Below are 16,160 nucleotides of genomic sequence, written 5' to 3'. Positions count from 1 at the left end.
TTCGGATTTTTCGCCTGGCGGGTCTTATGCCCGGTTTCAGGGATTACGCCGCTCGTCGGGGTATAAATCCGACATGTCGTGGCGCGCCAGCGCCCGACATGTCGGGGCCTCAAGGCCACAGATCGCCGTTGCTGCGAAACCCCCCGTCACGCGGTTCGTGGCGGGTGAAATCGGCCACTCGTGACGGGGGCTGCACGATTCGCTACACGGACACCTCGAGGCCCTGCAGCCCCCGGATGACGTAGTTCGGCTTGTACTCCGGCTCCCGCGCCAACCGCAGGTTCGGCGCCTTGGCCAGCAGCGCCCCGAACGACGCGGCGAGCTCGATGCGGGCCAGCGGGGCGCCCAGGCAGTAGTGGATGCCCGCGCCGAAGGAGATGTGCGGGTTGTCCCGGCGGGTCACGTCCAGCCGCTCCGGGTCGGCGAAGGCGGCCGGGTCGTGGTTGGCCGAGCCGAACAGCAGGGCGACCTCGCTGCCCCGCGGGATCGGCACGCCGCGCACCTCGATGTCCTCGAGGACCCACCGCTCGAACATCTGCAGCGGGGTGTCGAAGCGCATCAGCTCCTCGATCGCCGTGCCGAGCAGGTCCGGATCGGCCCGCACGAGTGCGAGCTGGTCGGGGTTCTGCAGCAGGGCGCGCCATCCGTTGCCGGTGACGTTGACCGTCGCCTCGTGGCCGGCGTTGAGCAGCAGCACGCACGTGCCGATGAGCTCGTCCTCGCTGAGGCCCTCGACCGCGGCCAGGGCGCTGACCAGGTCGTCGCGCGGGTCCTCCCGGCGCCGGCGGGCCAGCGCCCGCAGGTACTGCGTGAACTCCTCCGACGCCCGCACCGCCGCCTCGGCCGTCTCGCGGGAGGGCTTGAGCTCGTACATCCCGCAGATCGCCGCCGACCAGGGCCGCAGCAGGTGCCGGTCGGCCTCCGGCACGCCGAGCAGCTCGGCGATGACGGTGACCGGCAGCGGCTCGGCGACCTGCGAGATCAGGTCGCCGCCGCCCTCGGCCACGAACGCGTCGACCAGCTCGTTGGCCAGCCGTTCCACGACGGGGCGCAGCGCCTCGACCCGCCGCGGGGTGAACGCCTGCGAGACGAGCCGGCGCAGCCGCGTGTGGTCCGGCGGCTCCCGGTCGAGCATGCCGTTGTTGTTGAGGGTCCAGAAGGGCTCCTGGTACTCCGGCGGAGCCGTCCGCCCCATCTCCTCGTGCGTCGCCACGTGCAGGTAGCTGCGGCCCAGGCGACGGTCGCGCAGCAGCGCGTTGACGTCCTCGTGGCGGGAGACGAGGTACTGCCGGCTCGGCTCGAACCAGAGCACCGGCGACTCCTCGCGCAGCCGCGCGTAGGCCGGGTAGGGCGCCGCGACGAACGCCTCGGACCAGGGGTCGAACACCACGCTCACAGGTCGGTCACCCGGATCCCGGCGTGCGCCTTGTACCGCTTGTTGATGGCGATCAGGTTCGCCGTGAACGCCTCGATCTGCCCCGCGTTGCGCAGCCGCCCCGCGAACACGCCCCGCATGCCGTTGATCCGCGCGGCGAGGGCCTGCACCTGCAGGGTCGCGTCCCGGTCGTCGCCCAGCACGAGGACGTCGAGGTCCACCGCGTCCACCTCGGGATCGGCCAGCAGTACCGCGCTGACGTGGTGGAACGCCGCGCACACCCGGGCCTCGGGCAGCAGGGCCGCGGCCTGCTCGGCGGCGCTGCCCTCCTCGACGCGCAGCGGATAGGGGCCCTGCTTGTCGAAGCCGAGCGGGTTGACGCAGTCCACCACGATCTTGCCGCCGGTGAGCAGCGGCGCCAGCTCGGCCACGATCCCCGAGTGCCCCTCCCACGGCACCGCCACGATGACGACGTCGGCCCCGGCCGCGAACGCGTTGTCCCCGCCGTCCACGACGTCCGGGCCGACCCCGGGCATCTCCCGCAGGTCCTCGGCCGCGTGCCGGCCGCGCTCGGTGGACCGGGACCCGACGAGGACCCGCTGGCCGGCGCGGGCGAAACGGTAGGCGAGGCCGCGGCCCTGCGGGCCGGTGCCGCCGATGATGCCGACGGACAGGCCCGTGACGTCGGGCAGCGCGCTCTGGTCGTAGGTCATGCCTACTGTTGTACCCCCTGGAACAGCACCCGCCGCTTGGCCGGGTCGGCTTCCGTGAGCCGGACCTCGGTCCGCTCACCCAGCGGGAGCCTGTCGCCCTCGCAGCGCGCCCGGACCGGCGGGTTGTCGATCGCGATGTCCGCCCGGTGCTTGGCCGGGTCGACGTCGAGCACGGCGGCCTCGAACGTCTCGCCGATCCGGTGCTGCAGCAGGACGGCCTCGACGAAGTCGACCGCGCCCCGCTCGGCCGCGCTCGCCACCCGGTCGGTGCGGGTCATCACCTCGGGCAGCCTGGGCAGCGCCTCCCGCGCCCACGAGGGCACCTCAGCGCCGGCGTGCAGGGCCAGGCAGACCTCGGTGACGTACCGGTCGGCCAGGCGCCGCAGCGGGGCTGTGACGTGGGCGTACGGCGCCGCGACGGCGGCGTGCAGCGGCTGCCCGGGCGGGCCGCCGTCGAAGGGCGTGTAGCCGGCGCCCCGCATCATCTCGGCCGCCTGGTCGAGGAACGCCGCCGCCCTCGGCTGGCTGGGGTCGATCGACGCGATGACCTGCCCCGGCGTGGCATTGTCCGGCCACGGTACGCCGAGAGCCTTCGCCGCCACCTTCAGCGCCGCGACGGTCTCGGGCGGCGGCGGGGGCATCGTGCGCAGCAGCCCGACCCCGCCGCCCAGCATGATGCGCGCCGCCGCCATGCCGGTGAGCAGGGAGATCTGGGCGTTGTACTCCTCGACGGCGACCGGACCGCGCAGGGTGAGCTTCCACCCGTCCCCGTCCGGCTCCACCTCCTGCTCGGGCATCGGCAGGTTCACCGCGCCGCGCGCCAGCCCCAGGTCGACCAGCAGCTTGCCCACCTCGGGCAGCAGCGCGATCGACGGGTGGAGCCTTCCCTGCTCGGCGTCCTCCTGCACCGCCTCGTAGTTGAGCTTGGCCCGGCTGCGCACCAGCGCGCGCCCCACCGTGGCCCCGGTGGTCGCCCCCTGCGCGTCGAGGTCGATCGTCCACAGCACGGCGGGGCGAGCCTGATCGGGCAGGAGGCTGGCGGCGCCCTCGCTCAGGACCGCAGGGTGCAGCGGCACCTTGCCGTCGGGCAGGTACACCGTCTGCCCCCGCTCCCATGTCGCCTTCTCCAGCTCCCCGCCCGGCGCCACGAAGGCCGCGACGTCGGCGATCGCATAGTGGACGCGGTACCCCCCGTCGCGCCGCAGCAGCAACAGCGCCTGGTCGAGGTCCTTGGACGTCGGCGGGTCGATGGTGACGAACTCGAGGTCGGTCCGGTCCTCCCGGTCGCCGAACGTTTTGCCGGCCGCCGCCTCGGCCTCCCGCTGGGCCTCGTCGGGGAACCGGTCGGGCAGTTGGAGCTCGTGGCGCAGCGCACTGAAGTCGATGCGCGGGGCGAGAACACGACGTGCGGTCACGGCCTCAGTCTTACCAGCCCGTTGCACCTCCGCCCTCCGGCGAACGGCCGGTCCTCTCCCCTGAGGGTGGACATGCAACGGCCGGCCGCCCCGCTGTGGGACGGCCGGCCGCTGGTTTGCTCGGTTCGGTCGGGCTTGCTCGGTGCTACGGGCGGGCCAGGGTCGCCCAGTCCTCCGGGGTCATGCTCGCGGCTTCCTCCACGTTGTTGCCGTTCTCGCGGCCCGGGATGGCCTCCGTGGCCTGACCCGACGGCGTGGCCGACGCGGAGTCCTCGATCGCCGTGCCGGCGTCGAGGCCGCCCTCGGCGACGACCGCGGCGGGCGTGGCCGGCTCGGCCGACTCGGACGCCGCGGGCGAGTTCACGACCGCCGTCTCCCCCGTCTCCGGGTTGGCGGCCGGGTTCGTGGCCTCGGCGGCCGTGGACCCGGACGTCGTGGACTTGGCGGCCGTCTTCCTCGGTGCCGTCTTCCTGGCCGTCGTGGACTTCGCGGCGGTGGACTTCGTGGCGGCCTTGGCGGGAGCGGCGGTCTTGGCCGGGGTGGCGGCCTTGGTGGCCGTCTTCGCCGGTGCGGACTTGGCCGCGGTCGCCTTCGCGGCGGACTTCGCCGGCGTGGCCTTCGCGGCCGCCGTCTTCGCCGCCGCCTTGGTCGCGGTGGCCTTGGTCGCGGTGGCCTTGGTCGCCGCCGTCTTCGTCGCGGTGGCCTTCGTGGCCGCGGTCTTCGCGGCCGTGGCCTTGGTCGCCGCTGCCTTGGTCGCGGTGGCCTTGGTGGCCGCCGCCTTGGTCGCGGTGGCCTTGGTCGCCGCCGCCTTGGTCCCGGTCGCCTTGGTCGCGGCGGTCTTGGCCGGGGTGGCGGCCTTGGTGGCCGTCTTCGCCGGGGCCGACTTGGCCGCGGCCTTGGCGGCCGTCGACTTCGCCGTGGTGGCCTTGGTCGCGGTGGCCTTGGCGGTCTTGGCCGGGGTGGCCTTGGCCGTGGTCGCCGTCTTCTTGGCCGCCGTGGACTTCGCGGCGGTCTTGGCGGGGGCGGCCTTCGCCGCCGACTTCGCCGCGGTCGCCTTCGCGGCCGCCGCCTTGGTGGCGGTCGCCTTCGCCGCCGCCTTGGTGGCGGTCTTGGCCGGGGCCGCCTTGGTCGCGGCCGTCTTGGCAGCGACCTTGGTGGCCGTCTTGGCCGGAGCGGACTTCGCGGTGGTCTTGGCGGCGGTAGCCTTGGTGGCGGCGGCCTTGGCGGTCTTGGCCGGGGTGGCCTTGGCCGTGGTCGCCGTCTTCTTCGCCGCCGTCGACTTGGCCGCCGTGGCCTTCGCCGCGGTCGCCTTGGTGGCCGTCGCCTTCGCCGCCGTGGACTTGGCCGCCGTGGCCTTCGCCGCGGTCTTGGCAGGGGCCGCCTTGGTGGCCGTCGACTTGGCCGCCGCCTTCGTGGCGGTCGCCTTGGTGGCCGCCTTGGCCGGGGTGGCCTTGGCCGTCGCCGCCTTCTTGGCCGCGGACGCCTTGGCCGGGGTGGCCTTGGCCGTCGCGGTCTTCTTGGCCGCGGACGCCTTGGCCGGGGTGGCCTTGGCCGTCGCGGTCTTCTTGGCGGCCGCGGTCTTCGTCGCCGGGGTGGCCGCGGTCTTCTTGGCCGCCGCCGTGGTGGTCGACTTCGCGGCGGTGGTCTTCGCGGCGGTGGTCTTCTTCGCCGCCGCCTTGACCGCCGTGCTCTTCGCCGCCGGGGTGCTCTTCGCCGCGGCGGTCTTCTTCGCCGCCGTCGACTTCGCGGCCGTCGACTTCGCCGCGGTCGACTTGGCCGCGGTCGACTTGGCCGCCGGGGTGGCCGACTTCGCCGCGGCGGTCTTCTTCACCGCCGCCGGGGTGGCCGACTTGGTCGTGGTGGACTTCGCCGGCGACTTCGCGGCCGGGGTGGCCGCCTTCGTCGCCGCCGACCTGGTCGCCGCGGCCGTGGTCCGCTTCGCCGCCGGGGTGGCGGCCTTCGTCGCGGCCGCCGTCTTCTTGGCGGCGGGGGTCGCGGACTTCGCGGCCGGGGTGGCCGACTTCGACGCCGTCCTGCGGGCGGCCGTCTTCGACGCCGTCGCCGTCTCGGCAGCCGCCGGGGTGGCCGCGGCCGAGGCCGTCTTGCGGGCCGCCGGACGGGCCGTCTTCGACGCCGGGGCCGACTTGGCGGCCGGGGTGGTCTTCGCGGCGGTCGTCTTGCGGGCCGCCGGCTTGGCGGCGGTCGTCTTACCGGCGGTGTCCGTGGCGGCCGTGGTGTCGGCCGGGGTCACAGTGGCGGTCGCCGTGCGGCGGGGGGAGCCGGCCGCGACCGTCCTGCGGGCCTTGGCGGGGGCCCGGTCGGTCGTTGCGGGGGTCGAGACCTCCGCGGTCGTCGCGGCCGCGCGCGCTGCGGCCGATCTCGTGGTGGCCTTCTTAGCTGCGGCCATCGTGGTCCTCCTGGAGGAGTTCTCCCGCGTCCTGCGGGATGTTCGCGGTTGGGTTGTGCGGGTGGACGGGTTCCGGGCTTTTCAGTGCCGGTGTCGGGGCGGTTCGCGGTCGCCCTGGCTCCGGCGTCTTGCTAGTGCTTGCCTTCCCACCGTTCGTCTTCGGCGTCCCACGCCTCGTTGCGTTCCTGGACTTTGGCTAGGGCCTGTTCGGCTTCTGCCGCCGAATCATAGGGGCCGAGGCGATCCCTCCCCGGGCACATGTTGGCCTCGGACTCGACCCTCTGGTGAGAAAGGCACCAGTAGTACCGCTCAGCACCGCTGCTGCTCATGACATCACTGTGCACCGCAAATGAAACACGCGCCACCGAAACCGGCAAATAGCTGGTCCAGATTCCACAGTAGACGCAATCGGCCGACACCGGTCGCCGACACGCGTGGTCGCCGATTCCGGGGGCGGCCAGTGCCGGTGCGCGGGCGCCGATTTCGTTGCGCGGTAAGGAATCGCGCGATCATGGGCGGATCGTAGGTCTGTTGTCCAGGACGGTAAATGCCGGGGTGGCCTGTGGTCACCATCACCCGAGGGTGAGCCGAACGGAGGAAACACATTCGAGTCGTCCGGTCGACCCGCGACGCCCTCGTTCGGAGGCAAACGAGCATCGTCCACGGTGGACAACGTCGACCGCCGGAGCCGGATCCCTGTCCGCCTCGCCGAGGTTCGTCGTGACGCGCGCGGTGCTCCGCGTCGCCGGACACCAGACCCAAGTGGCAACTCACCCGCGCCCGTCCGGGCCGATCGTCGACCTCGCCCGGCGCCTGGGCGAAACCGCCGAACCCGGACCGGACGTCCCCGCGGCTCGACCGGCTCGCCGACGGGCTCGGGCCGGGGCGGTCAAGCCGGTACGGGATGCGGCTCGACCGGCTCGCCGACGGGCTCGGGCCGGGGCGGTCGAGCCGGTACGGGATGCGGCCGTAGAAGGTGTGCGGTCAGCCCGGCGCACGAAGTACCGGTGGCGGCCGCGCCGAAACGGTGCGCCGAGCCCTCGTGCGGGGGTCGCGGCGGCGCGCGGGACAATCGAGTGGTGAGCCTCCATGCCGATGACCTGCCCGATGTCCTCGCCGTCGCGCCGCCGGCGACGCCACCCGATGCCACCCTGCGTCCGCCCGGCTCGAAGAGCATCACCAACCGGGCGCTGATCGTCGCCGCCATGGCGCCCGGGCGCAGCACGCTGACCGGCATGCTGTTCGCCGACGACACCTACGCGATGCTCGACACGGTGCGGGCCCTCGGCGCGACGCTGACGGTCGACGAGGCCGCCCGGACGGTGCTCGTGGACGGCGTCGACCCGCGCACCGCGACCGGCGAGGTGCGCATCGACGCCCGCAAGTCCGGCGCGACCTCGCGGTTCGTGCTCCCGGCGGCGGCGCTGCGCCCGGCCCGGGGCATCGTCGACGGCAGCCCGCAGCTGCGCGCCCGGCCGTTCGGGCCGCTCATCGACGCCGTGCGCGAGCTGGGCGCGGCGGTCGAGGACCTGGGGCAGCCCGGGTACCTGCCGGTGGCCGTGACCGGGCCGGTGGCCGGCGGGAAGGTGGCCCTGCCGGGGCACATCTCCAGCCAGTACCTCTCGGGGCTGCTGATGGCCGGGCCGCTGATGGCCGACGGGCTCAGCGTCGAGCTCACCTCGCCACTGGTCTCGGTGCCCTACGTCGAGATGACCGCCGCCGTGATGGCCGCGTTCGGCGTGACCGTCGAGGGCTTGTCGGTGCGGCCGCAGTCGTACCGCGCCACCGCCTACGACATCGAACCGGACGCGAGCGCCGCCTCGTACCCGCTCGCCGCGGCGGCCATCACCGGCGGCCGGGTAACGGTCGAGGGGCTGGGCACCCACAGCCTGCAGGGCGACGTGCGCTTCGCCGACCTGCTGGAGCAGATGGGCGCGCGGGTGGAGCGGACGGCGGACCACATCACCGTCACCGGCACCGGCCGGCTGCGCGGCATCGACGTCGACATGGCCGACATCTCCGACACCGCGCAGACGCTCGCCGCCGTGGCCGTGTTCGCCGACTCCCCCACCCGGGTCACCGGCATCGGCTTCATCCGCCGCAAGGAGACCGACCGCCTCGCCGCGGTCGTCACCGAACTGCGCCGGGCCGGCATCGACGCGGTCGAGGACGAGGACGGCTTCACCATCCACCCGGGGACGCCGGCGCCGACCGTGTTCGACACCTACGAGGACCACCGGATGGCGATGAGCCTCGCGCTGGTGGGGCTGCGCGCGCCCGGCATCGAGATCCGCGACCCCGGGTGCGTGGCGAAGACCTACCCGGCGTACTTCGAGGACCTCGCCCGCCTGACCGGGCAGCGCTAGTTCGACGCCGCCGCCTCGGGCGGGCCGCCCACCCGGCCCGCCCGGCGCGGTGCTCCTGCGATCCCGGCGGGCACTCCGTCATGTTCTTGGCACCGCGGAGCCGGCAGGGAGGCCCCCCAGGGGCCGACCGGTCTCTGACGGGAGCAACGGCCTGTTAGTGACGCGAACCTGAGCCAAATTCATGAAAGGCCGGAGTCAACTACCCCAACGGCTCAGAGTTGGTCACCACTTCGGGTCGAAGTTGATCTATAGAGTAGATCAACTTCGACTTATGAGTAAGTACCGTGGCCATCCTTGAGTACTTCATTCGAATTACTAGGGTCGACCCAGGGCCATCACGTCGCTACTTTGGGCACCGGCATGAATTTTGCACGTGAAACTTTGCGGTGAAAGAGCCGGTAGTGATGAACCCGACGCAGTCAGGCAGCAGCGCGCCAGGTGGTGCGGAGGCTCGCCGTGGCCATAGGGCCCGCCCCGATGGCGTCGAACATGAGCGCCTGCACCGCGTAGGGCTCGGCCGGCCGCCAGTTGTGCGCCTCCGGGGACAGCTCCCACCGTACCCGCCCGCCGAACTGCGGACTCGGGGGCGCCGCGACCCACGAGTCCTGGCCGTGCAGCAGCACGCCCGGGTGGGCGGCCAGCTCGGGCAGCACGCCGTGGCCGGGCAGCACCAGGAACATCCAGCGCTCGCCGGGAGCCACGGCGACCGGGCCGCGGGCGGCCGCGAAGCCGTCGCCCAGCAGCGCGGCGCGGCCCAGGGCGGCGGGTACCTCCAGCACGTCGAAGGCGTAGCCCGTGGGCAGCAGGACCGTGTACGGGTGCTCCCGCCACAGCCCGGACACCGCGGCCTCGGAGAAGGCGATCGGCAGCCGGGTCGGGTGGCACGCCACCGTGCGGCAGCCGGGCGCGCCGCAGTCGAAGCGCCGCAGCCGCGAACGGCGACCGGCGTGCCCGCCGGCCAGGAAGGCGCCCGGGCGCACCGGCCAGCCATGAGCGGCGTAGCGGGCCGCCGCCTTGCGGAGTCGCGACCGTTCCCACGAGAGCATGACCGTCTCCTGCCAGGTGAGATAACTCGAAAGTGCGCACGAAACCACGTCGCGTCACCGGACGCGTTGTGCGTCGTTGACCATGGCGACGGGGGCTGCAACTTGCACTTCAGAACGTATGAGCAAGCGACTGGGGTAAACCGCACAAATCGTGCGATTTCTCCCAGTCGGGTGACCTCCGGAGGTGACCGGCGTGGATGAGCTGCCTATCGGCCGGCGGGTGGCGTACTGGCGCAACCGGCGCAAGATGTCGCAGCAGGTGTTCGCCGACCGGCTCGGCAAGTCGAAGAGCTGGGTCGACAAGGTCGAGCGCGGCGTGCGGCGGCTGGACAAGTTCTCCGTCGTGTACGAGATCGCCGACGTGCTGCAGCTGGACGTGCAGATCCTGCTCGGCCGCGACCCGGAGCGCCGGCCCGACAGCGTCAACTGCGTCGACCAGGTCGAGGTCGAGGAGATCCGCGCCGCGCTGGAGCGCTACGACCAGATCAGCGCGTTCTTCTACGCCCCGCCGGAGCCGCCGCCGCTGCCGGAGATGCGCAAGGCCGTCACGCACGCCTGGCTGAGCTACCAGCACGCGAAGTACGGCATGCTGGCCCGCACGCTCCCCCGCCTGCTGCGCGAGGCCCAGGCCGCCGACACCGCCTACAGCGACGGCCCCCAGGCCCAGGAGGCCGCCCACCTGCTCGGGCAGGTCTACCAGATCGCCTCGTCGTCGCTGCGCAAGCTCGGCGAGCACGAGCTGTCCTGGCTCGCCGCCGACCGCTCCATCGCCGTGTCCCAGCGGGCCGGCGACCAGCTGCTGGCCGGCACCGCGACCACCAGGGTGGCCTGCGCCCTGCTCTCGCTCGGGCGGGCCCGGCCGGCGCTGGAGATCAACGTCAACATCGCCAACCGGCTCGCCCCCGGCACCAACGGCAACGACTCCACCCCCGAGCGCCTCTCCGTGTACGGGCAGCTGCTGCTGCAGGGCGCGATGGCCGCGGCCCGCATCGGCGACAGCGCGACCGTGCGCGACCTGCTGGCCGGGGCCGATGAGGCGGCCCAGGGGCTGGACGGCGACGGCAACTACTACTGGTCGTGCTTCGGCCCGACCAACGTGCAGCTGCACCGGGCGGCCGCCGCGGTCGAGCTGGGCGAGGGCCGGCTGGCCGTCGAGATGCACGAGAGCCTCGACATGACCGGGTTCCAGGCCCTGCTGCCCGAGCGGCGGGCCCACCACTTCCTCGACCAGGCCCGCGCCCGGGCGCTCATCGGCGACATCGACGGGGCGAGCGACATGCTGCTGGAGGGCGACCGGCTGGCCCCCTCGGAGATCCGCTGCCGGCCGCTGGCCCGCGAGGTGCTCAGCGACGTCCTGCGGCGCACCCGGGGCGCGCCGTCGGCCCCGGTGGCGGAGCTCGCCGAGCACATGAGTGTGGGGGTCTGAGTCATAGGGCGCGGGGCCCTGGGATGCAGTGCCACAATGCCCGCATGTCCGGATCTGTCCTCTACGCCGTCGTGTGTGGCTCCCCGGCCGCCCAGGGCGTCGGCAAGCTCGTCTCGCTCGCGAAGGAGCGGGGCTGGGACGTCTGCGTGATCGCCACGCCGGACGCCCTCAAGTGGCTCGACATCCCGACCGTCGTCAAGCAGACGGGTCATCCCGTGCGGCACCGGTACAAGTACCCGGGCGAACCCGACGTGCTGCCCTCCCCCGACGCGATGATCATCGCCCCCGCCACCGTCAACACCGTCAACAAGTGGGCGGCCGGCATCGCCGACACGCTCGCCCTCGGCCTCATCGTCGAGGGGCTGGGGCTCGGCCTGCCGATCGTGGCGGTGCCGTACACCAACCGCGCGATGGCCGCCCATCCCGCCTTCGGCGAGTCGGTCGAGAAGCTGCGCGCCTGGGGCGTCACCGTCCTCTACGGCGACGACGTCCTCGAGCTGCACCCGCCGGGCGTTGGTGAGACCCGCAGCGACTTCCCGTGGCACCTTCCGCTGGACGCTCTCGACCAGCACCCGTCCCTGAAGGCCCAGCGCATCGCGGGCGACGGGACGGTGGACTAACGTTACGCCGTGCGCGTCGCCGATCTCGTGGAGTTGCTGGAGCAGCGGTACCCCCCGGCGTGGGCCGAGGACTGGGATCGCGTCGGGTTCGTCCTGGGCGAGCCGGATGCCGAGGTCGGCAAGGTGCTGCTCGCCGTCGACTGCGATCCGGTGGTCGTCGACGAGGCGGAGGCCGCCGGCGCCCAGCTCGTCTTCACCCACCACCCGCTGCTGCTGCGCGGGGTGTCCAGCGTCGCGCCCACGACCTACAAGGGCCGGATCGTGCACCGCCTGATCCGGGCCGGGATCGCGCTGTACACCGCGCACACCAACGGCGACGTGGCCAACCCGGGCGTGTCCGACGCCCTGGCCGAGACCCTCGGCCTGGTCGACGTGCGCCCGCTGCGGCCCGACCCGCGCGCCCCGGAGCGCGGGCACGGCCGCATCGGGCGGCTCGCCGAGCCGATGACCCTGGCCGCGTTCGCCGCGCACGCCGCGGACCGGCTGCCCCGCACCGCCGCCGGGGTGCGGGCGGCCGGCGACCCGGACGCGCTGGTCACCACGGTCGCCGTCTCCGGCGGGGCCGGCGACGTGTTCCTGGCCGACGCCACGCGGGCCGGCGTTGACGCATACTTGACCGCGGATCTGCGCCACCATCCGGCGCAGGAGCACCTGGCCGACGGCGGCCCGGCGCTGGTCGACGTCACGCACTGGGCGTCGGAGCGGCCGTGGCTCGACGGCGTGGCGGCTTTCCTGCGCGCCGAGGCCGGCGTGCAGACCATCGTGTCCGATGTGGACACGTCACCCTGGGTTCTGTTGGAGGGTAAGCATTCGTGAAGGCCGATCCGGAAGCTCAGCGCCGGCTGCTCGACCTGCAGGCGATCGACATCGCCCTGACCCAGCTCGCGCACAAGCGCAAGGCCCTCCCCGAGCACGCCGAGCTCGACAAGCTGGCCCGGGAGCTGTCCGCGAAGGAGGACGACCGGGTCCGGGCCCAGGTGGCGGTGGACGACCTCGACCGCGACATCGAGCGGCTCGAGCGCGACGCCGAGCAGGTCCGCGCCCGCAAGGACAAGGACCAGTCCCGCCTCGACGCCGGCACCGGCCCGGCGCGCGAGCTGGAGGCCCTCCAGCACGAGATCGCCACCCTGGCCCGGCGCCAGTCCGAGCTCGAGGACGCCGAGCTGGAGCTGATGGAGCAGCGCGAGAGCGCCCAGGCCACCCTCGACGAGGTGGTCGCCGCCCTGGAGGCCCGCCGGACCACCCGGGCCGAGGCCGAGCGCCGCCGCGACGAGGCCCTGGTCGCGATCGCCAAGGACGAGGAGTTCCGCCGGTCCGGCCGCCGCCCCCTCGCCGCCGACCTGCCGGCCGACCTCGTCGGCCTCTACGACAAGATCCGCGAGTCCAGCGGCGGCATCGGCGCGGCCATGCTGCGCCACGGCCGCTGCGAGGGCTGCCGCATCGAGCTGTCCGGCGGCGACCGGGCCCGGGTCAAGGCCGCCCCCACGGACGAGGTCGTGCGCTGCGAGGAGTGCCGGCGCATCCTGGTCCGCACCGCCGAGTCGGGGCTGTAGCCGCATGCGGGTGAGCGTCGAGGCCGACGGCGGATCGCGCGGCAACCCCGGCCCGGCCGGCTACGGTGCCGTGGTGCTCGACGAGGCGGGCGCGGTGCTCGCCGAGCGCCGCGGCACGCTGGGCGTGACCACCAACAACGTCGCCGAGTACTCGGGGCTCATCGCCGGGCTCAAGGCCGCGGGCGAGCTGGGGGCCGACGAGGTCGAGGTCCGGATGGACTCCAAGCTCGTCATCGAGCAGATGTCGGGCCGCTGGCAGATCAAGCACCCGGGCCTGCGCCCGCTGGCCGAGGAGGCCCGGGGGCTGGCCAAGGGCTTCAACCGGATCCGGTACTCCTGGATCCCCCGCGAGCAGAACAAGCACGCCGACCGGCTGGCCAACGAGGCGATGGACGGCAAGGTCGCCGCCGAGGAGCCCGTGCGTTCGTGGAGCCCGCCCGCCACCGGTTCCCCGTTGCGGATGGTCGTGCTGCGGCATGGCGAGACGCCGTACACGGCCGAGAAACGGTACTCCGGCCGTGGCGACATCCCCTTGTCGGCCGCCGGGCACGAGCAGGCGGCGCGGGCGGCGCTGCGGGTCAGCCAGGTGGCCCCGAAGCTGGCCGCCGTCGTCAGCTCCCCGCTGAAGCGCTGCCTGGAGACCGCGGCCGCGCTCGGCGGCAACGTGCCGCTGGTCGTGGACGACGACCTCATCGAGTGCGACTTCGGGGACTGGGAGGGCCTCACGTACGGCGAGGTCCGCGAGCGCTACGCCGCCGAGCAGGACCGCTGGCTCGCCTCGACGTCCGTCGCCCCGCCCGGCGGCGAGTCGTTCCAGCAGGTCGCCATGCGGGTGCGGCGGGCCGTGCGGCGCCTGCAGGAGTCGTACGCCGGCCAGGAGATCGCCGTCGTCAGCCACGTGACGCCGATCAAGCTGCTCCTGCGCGATGCGTTGGCGGCGAGCGACTCGTTCCTGTTCCGGCTGTACCTCGACCCCGCCGGCGTTTCCGTGGTGGACTCCTGGCCGGACGGCGGGGTGGCGGTGCGCTCGGTGAACGAGACGGCGCACCTGCTGCCGTAGTCCTGTCCTACCTGCCTACCTGAACGCCCGGTACAGCAGGACGAGGCCGACCACGGTGCCGAAGACGACGATGAGCGCCTTGAGCACCGCGCTGGGCAGGCGGCGGGCCAGCCTTGCCCCGACGTACCCGCCGACCACCGCCGCCGGCGCCACGATCGCCACGTCGGCCCAGTCGACCGGCCCGAAGAGCCCGAACGCGAGCACGCCGACCACGCCGCCGATCGCCGAGATGACGTTCTTGAGCGCGCTGACCCTTGCCATGGAGTGGTCGAGCACGAGCCCGAGCGCCGCGACGAGCATGACGCCGAGGGCGGCGCCGAAGTAGCCGCCGTACAGGGAGCCGAAGAACACCATCGCGTGCAGGCCGACCGCCTGCCGCCGGGGCGAGAGGTCCCGGGGGTTGCCGACGAGCCGCCGCAGCCGGTCCTGGAAGCCCAGCACCGCGGCCGCCCCCAGCACCAGGAACGGCACCACGAAGTCGAACGCCCTGGCCGGCGTGAGCAGCAGCAGCGCACACCCGAGCGCGGCCGCCACGACCGAGGTCGGCACCAGGCTGACCAGCAGGCGCCGCGACCCGTCCCGGGCCAGCTCGGCGAGGTCGATCCGGCTGCCGTAGACGGACGAGGCGTACCCGGGGAACACCGCCGTGGTGTTCGTCACGTTGGCCGCCACGGGCGGCAACCCCGTCGCGATCAGGGCCGGAAACGTGATCAGCGACCCACCCCCGGCGATCGCGTTGACGGTTCCGGCGGCCAGCCCAGCCGTGGCCAGCAGTGCGATGTCGGTGGGGTTCATGGTCTGACTACCATAGTCAGGCGACGGACGAGTCGACCGGGCGGCCGCGTCGGCACCTTGCCAGGTGTCGCCGAGGAACGTCCGGGCTCCACAGGGCAGGGTGGTTGTTAACGGCAACCCGGGGCGACCCGCGGGACAGTGCCACAGAAAGCAGACCGCCCGGGACACACGTCCCGGGTAAGGGTGAAACGGTGGGGTAAGAGCCCACCAGCGTCCCGGGCGACCGGGGCGGCTCGGTAAACCCCACCCGGAGCAAGGTCAAAAGGGCCCGCCTACGGGCAGGCCTGCGCAGGCGATCGAGGGCGGCCCGCCCGATGCCTGCGGGTAGACCGCTAGAGCCTGCCGGCAACGACAGGCCGAGATGGATGGCCGCCCCTTGCCGCGAGGCAAGGACAGAACCCGGCGTACAGGTCGACTCGTCCGTCGCACCATGATCGCGGCGCCCCCGCTCAACTGCTGACTGGATCCTGAAGGACTTGGACCAGGGCGCGTTCCTGGAAGCCCTCGGGGTCGGGGCTGGACTGGCCGGCGATCGTCACGAGCGCCTTCCACAACGCCCACCCGCGGGCTCGTCGCCACGTGTCCTCGGACAGGCCGACGGCGTCCGCGAAGACCTTGCGCTCGTCGCCGATGAAGTAGGTCCAGGCCATCACCAGGTCGCAGGCGGGGTCACCGACGCCACACGTGCCGAAATCGATGACCGCGGACAACCTCCCGTCGACGGTGAGCAGGTTGCCGACCGCCACGTCGCCGTGGAACCACACCGGCGCAGACGGCCAGGCCGAGGTCAACGCCTCGTCCCAGACGGCCTGGCAGGCGGCGACGTCGACGACGTCGGCCAGCTTGGTCAGGGCGTACTCGACCTCGTCGCTGTAGACGCTGGGGTGGCAGCCCCGGAAGCAGGAGTGACGACCGCAGGCCGGCCCCTGCCACGGCGGGGCCACCCGCAGCGCGGACAGGACAGCACCGAGGTCCTGCGCCAGCACGGTACGGTCGACGTCCCGCGCCACCTCGACGGTGTCTCCGGGCAGCCAGCGGCGCACCGACCACGGAAACGGATAGCCCGCTCCCGGTTGCCCCGTGGCGATCGGCGCCGGCACGGGCGCCGGCAGGTGCGCAGCCAGGACGGGCAGGCAGCGGTCCTCCTTGGCGATGCCTGCGACGTAGCCCTCCGCGCTGGGCAGACGCACGGCCAGATGATCGCCGAGCCGGAAGGTCCGGTTGTCCCAGCCCTGGCGAGCCACCGGCGTGACGGGCAGGCCGGACCACTCGGGGAACTGCTCAACGACCAAGGCGCGTACGAGGTCAGCGGTTATGTCGACCACACCGTCCAGTCTGCGTACCTCGTCCAGCCGTTTTGCGCCACCACCGCCTGCCCGTTGGC

At 73.1% G+C, this 16,160-nt stretch carries 14 protein-coding genes and 1 other RNA gene; 7 read left to right on the top strand and 8 right to left on the bottom strand.

The genetic code is table 11. The annotated features are described in order from the left end of the window. Nucleotides 1-202 precede the first annotated feature (202 nt). The 5 genes from ABD352_RS01960 to ABD352_RS01940 form a co-directional block, all read right to left on the bottom strand. The gene (locus ABD352_RS01960) at nt 203-1,396 is read right to left on the bottom strand and encodes a cytochrome P450 (protein WP_344610421.1); all 1,194 of its coding nucleotides are present in this window, start codon (nt 1,394-1,396) and stop codon (nt 203-205) included. Beyond that, entirely contained in the window at nt 1,393-2,088 is a 696-nt protein-coding gene (npdG, locus tag ABD352_RS01955; protein WP_344610420.1) for an NADPH-dependent F420 reductase, read from the bottom strand. The genes ABD352_RS01960 and npdG overlap by 4 nt, the downstream gene beginning before the upstream one ends. A gap of 2 nt (nt 2,089-2,090) precedes the next feature. Further along, on the bottom strand, nt 2,091-3,503 hold the full coding sequence (locus tag ABD352_RS01950; protein ID WP_344610419.1) for an RNB domain-containing ribonuclease: 1,413 nt from the start codon (nt 3,501-3,503) through the stop codon (nt 2,091-2,093). Nucleotides 3,504-3,648: 145 nt separating this feature from the next. Next, nucleotides 3,649-5,910: a hypothetical protein gene (locus tag ABD352_RS01945; protein WP_344610418.1), complete on the bottom strand. Its 2,262-nt coding sequence runs from the start codon at nt 5,908-5,910 to the stop codon at nt 3,649-3,651. 131 nt (nt 5,911-6,041) lie between these two features. Next, complete coding sequence (locus tag ABD352_RS01940; protein ID WP_344610417.1) at nt 6,042-6,239, bottom strand: hypothetical protein; 198 nt, start codon at nt 6,237-6,239, stop codon at nt 6,042-6,044. A gap of 750 nt (nt 6,240-6,989) precedes the next feature. Between ABD352_RS01940 and aroA the strand changes: the two genes are divergently transcribed. Then, nucleotides 6,990-8,276 carry a 3-phosphoshikimate 1-carboxyvinyltransferase gene (gene aroA, locus ABD352_RS01935; protein WP_344610416.1) on the top strand — a complete coding sequence of 429 codons (1,287 nt, stop codon included), beginning with the start codon at nt 6,990-6,992 and terminating at the stop codon, nt 8,274-8,276. A 419-nt stretch (nt 8,277-8,695) separates the two neighbouring features. On the opposite strand, the gene ABD352_RS01930 is transcribed toward aroA, so the two are convergent. Then, nucleotides 8,696-9,322 (bottom strand): bifunctional DNA primase/polymerase, encoded by a 627-nt coding sequence (locus ABD352_RS01930; protein ID WP_344610415.1) that lies wholly within the window; start codon nt 9,320-9,322, stop codon nt 8,696-8,698. A 193-nt stretch (nt 9,323-9,515) separates the two neighbouring features. Between ABD352_RS01930 and ABD352_RS01925 the strand changes: the two genes are divergently transcribed. From ABD352_RS01925 to ABD352_RS01905, 5 genes are read left to right on the top strand one after another with little or no spacing between them, the layout of a single operon-like run. Beyond that, nucleotides 9,516-10,748 carry a helix-turn-helix domain-containing protein gene (locus ABD352_RS01925; RefSeq protein WP_344610414.1) on the top strand — a complete coding sequence of 411 codons (1,233 nt, stop codon included), beginning with the start codon at nt 9,516-9,518 and terminating at the stop codon, nt 10,746-10,748. 44 nt (nt 10,749-10,792) lie between these two features. Continuing rightward, nucleotides 10,793-11,368 carry a flavoprotein gene (locus ABD352_RS01920; protein ID WP_344610413.1) on the top strand — a complete coding sequence of 192 codons (576 nt, stop codon included), beginning with the start codon at nt 10,793-10,795 and terminating at the stop codon, nt 11,366-11,368. Between the two features lie 9 nt (nt 11,369-11,377). Further along, on the top strand, nt 11,378-12,184 hold the full coding sequence (locus tag ABD352_RS01915) for a Nif3-like dinuclear metal center hexameric protein (protein WP_344610412.1): 807 nt from the start codon (nt 11,378-11,380) through the stop codon (nt 12,182-12,184). Beyond that, a complete protein-coding gene (locus ABD352_RS01910) occupies nt 12,181-12,921 on the top strand; it encodes a zinc ribbon domain-containing protein (RefSeq protein WP_344610411.1) in 741 nt (246 codons plus the stop codon). The genes ABD352_RS01915 and ABD352_RS01910 overlap by 4 nt, the downstream gene beginning before the upstream one ends. Before the next feature lie 4 nt (nt 12,922-12,925). Beyond that, nucleotides 12,926-13,981: a histidine phosphatase family protein gene (locus ABD352_RS01905; protein WP_344610410.1), complete on the top strand. Its 1,056-nt coding sequence runs from the start codon at nt 12,926-12,928 to the stop codon at nt 13,979-13,981. Nucleotides 13,982-13,996: 15 nt separating this feature from the next. Here ABD352_RS01905 and ABD352_RS01900 read toward each other — a convergent pair whose 3' ends face one another. Next, a complete protein-coding gene (locus tag ABD352_RS01900) occupies nt 13,997-14,776 on the bottom strand; it encodes a sulfite exporter TauE/SafE family protein (RefSeq protein ID WP_344610409.1) in 780 nt (259 codons plus the stop codon). Between the two features lie 28 nt (nt 14,777-14,804). Here ABD352_RS01900 and rnpB point away from each other — a divergent pair. Next, an RNA gene (rnpB, locus tag ABD352_RS01895) (RNase P RNA component class A) lies at nt 14,805-15,199 on the top strand. Between the two features lie 26 nt (nt 15,200-15,225). Here rnpB and ABD352_RS01890 read toward each other — a convergent pair. Beyond that, a complete protein-coding gene (locus ABD352_RS01890) occupies nt 15,226-16,101 on the bottom strand; it encodes an aminoglycoside phosphotransferase family protein (protein WP_344610408.1) in 876 nt (291 codons plus the stop codon). Nucleotides 16,102-16,160: the final 59 nt, after the last annotated feature.

The sequence above is a fragment of the Dactylosporangium salmoneum genome (assembly GCF_039532525.1).
Taxonomy (GTDB): domain Bacteria; phylum Actinomycetota; class Actinomycetes; order Mycobacteriales; family Micromonosporaceae; genus Dactylosporangium; species Dactylosporangium salmoneum.
The sequence above is the reverse complement of the archived record's forward strand: the minus strand, read 5'-3'. Positions and strand labels throughout refer to the sequence as shown.